Annotated in this window: 1 protein-coding gene and 1 pseudogene; both read right to left on the reverse strand. The window is 50.9% G+C overall.

Annotation, left to right across the window (positions count from 1 at the left end; genetic code table 11):
• Window positions 1–1,696: pseudogene (locus HMPREF9140_RS09945) on the reverse strand (hypothetical protein); the annotation flags it as partial.
• Window positions 1,697–1,805: 109 nt separating this feature from the next.
• Window positions 1,806–2,018 carry a hypothetical protein gene (locus HMPREF9140_RS09950; protein ID WP_006953781.1) on the reverse strand — a complete coding sequence of 71 codons (213 nt, stop codon included), beginning with the start codon at window positions 2,016–2,018 and terminating at the stop codon, window positions 1,806–1,808.
• Between the last annotated feature and the right edge of the window lie 369 nt (window positions 2,019–2,387).

Below are 2,387 nucleotides of genomic sequence, written 5' to 3' on the forward strand. Positions count from 1 at the left end.
CTCCGCTGTTTGCCCCGCTGTTGGTCTTTTCAATCCATGGGTCATTAATATCGTTGCCTAGATGGTCTTTGAAGTTCTGCAAGATATATGTGCCGGTGTTGGAGGTCTTATAAGAACTCTCGTTCTTGTTTCCGTTCTTTATGGCATTACCGTAAACGAGAGGAATCTTGTAGAATCCGGGGGCAGAGATTACGTAACAGTTGGCGGTGCTGCGGGGAATAACTGTACCGTCGAGCTTGTGGGTCGACAGGTCGTAATAATTACTTGAGGTGCCGCGTGGAGTGGCTTCTTTCATGTCTTTATTACGCTTGGCCAGAAGGTCGGTTACGTCTTTAGTCACCGTTGCAGTACCTGTTTCGGCAACCGTGCCGCCATCGCCATTTTCTTTGCTTAGAGAGGTTACCCAGGCTGGCTTTTCACCCATGGTGAAATTGCCGTCGCCATCGGCATCATAGCCTACAACTTCCCATTTAACGGGTTTCTTCGTTCCGCCTGATTCGCGATAACTAGTGATGCTGTAGGTTATAGTTTGGGTTTGGTCGTAGTTGGCCGTTATTGTAGGAGTTGCGGTAAGAACATAACTCCAGTTGCTGTTTTTATGAGAGAGTTTGTAGGTTTTGGTAGTACCTGCTTTCCATCTGCCGGTGAGGGGTATGGTGAGGGCTGAACCATCTGTGAAATGGAAGTAGGCTTTTATGTTCTTACCTGTGAGTTCCTGGGGTATCATGTAGAATGTAAAGTTGTCGGTTGACTTACCTATGATTAGGGTATTGGGGTCTTCGCTCGTACTTACACCTGGGGCGTTTATTCGAAGTTTGAAGTTTTTAGGAACCGATAGACTCGTAGCATCCCATTGGGCGCCGGTACCGTCGAGCTGGTCGGAGAGAATGTATTTGCCTTTACTCATCGCGCCACGGAGTTCTACACGGTCTATAGCTTTATTCCAGGACAGGTTTTGTCCCACGGCAAACTTTACGGCTGTTAGGGCGTGGCGGAACTCAAGGTTTGTCGTTGGGGCGGTGTTTTTGATTGAATAGTGTACTTCACCGGAGCAGGCGGTCATGAGGTCGTGCTGGTCTTTCACTTCCTCTTCCACTTCAAAGTCGAGGTAGGGGGTGCCTTGATGGGTTGCAGGTGAAAGGGTGATTTTGTTTGCTGCAGTTGCTTCGGGATAGATAGCGTAAAAGCGACCGTAGGGCTTGCCCCAGCTCCAGAAGTGGGTTTCGTAGAGCTCGCCGTTCTTCTTGGTCTTCTTACTGTAGAACCATTCGGGCTTGTCGCTTATTGTGCCGGCAGTTTCGCCGCGATAGCCGAGGGTGGTGAAATCGTGCTCGATGCTCGTTTCTACTTTCGCGCGGGTCGACGGGTCGGGCTTGGTGGGGTTGATGCCCTCAACGGTTGTTTCGATTAAGCAGGCGTCGAGACCGTCGGATGATACAGCTTCCAATCGGCGCGGGGCCAGGTCTTCTTGTGTTAAGCCGGGGGTGTAGAGAAGCGTCGGGGCTATGCCGGCGCGGGTGGCGGCGTCGACCTTGGCGATGTTATCCTGCTGAATGTCTTTAATGTTGAACACTACGGATGCGCCGCGGTCGCCATCAGTTTGGGGGCCGTCGAGGTCGTTGTCGCTGCACGAAATAAAGGCTGCACTGCTCGCAAGGAGGAGCGCTGCGAGATTATAAATGTGTTTCTGTTTCATCTTTTCTTTCAGTCTTTGAGTTGTTTACTTGTTTCTTTGCTCTTTGTGTTTCGGGGGGCTTCGGAGCTCGTCGGATGAGCTAGAACTTCAGAGTTTGCCGAGCTGGGGATTAATCTTCCCATAGGTTGCCCCATTGTGATTGCTTTGCTCCGGAGATTTCGGTGTCGTCGCCGTCTTCCCCTCCGGGAATGACTACAATTCCGCCTCCTCCGCCACCACCGGGCTGAACGGCCGGACTGCCGGCGAGGAAGCCAAGTTCCATTTCTGTTTCGATAGCCTTACACCATGGCGCGGTGTAGGCGCGTTTGAATGTTTTGTTCATAATGAATAAGTGTTGGTGATTAAAAAATCATTGTTATTTCGTTAATCGGTAAAGGGGTCATGAGGTGGATGACAAGGGCGGAAGTGGGCCGGATGAAATTGTAAAATGCCAATGCCAATTCGGCCGAAAGGCCGCACGTGTAGGGACAGACCCCGTGTCTGTCCGCACCCGTCGGGCGAGGATAAAATCTTTCCTTATTTTCTCTTATATCGGTTGCGGAAAGGGTACGAAAAACGGCACGGAGAATCCTTCCGGAATCCCCGTGTATAATGGATTTACGGCACGCTTCGCGCGCGCGTATGAAAAAGCTAATTAATAGGTCTGGCCTGTGTGTGTGTGTGTGTGTGTGTGTGTGTGTGTGTGTGTGTT

The organism is Prevotella micans F0438 (assembly GCF_000243035.1).
In the GTDB taxonomy this organism is placed as follows: domain Bacteria; phylum Bacteroidota; class Bacteroidia; order Bacteroidales; family Bacteroidaceae; genus Prevotella; species Prevotella micans.

Bases quoted from the DNA above. Each gene is read 5' to 3' on its own strand.
- HMPREF9140_RS09950 (WP_006953781.1), bottom strand. From the start codon at position 2,018: ATGAACAAAACATTCAAACGCGCCTACACCGCGCCATGGTGTAAGGCT.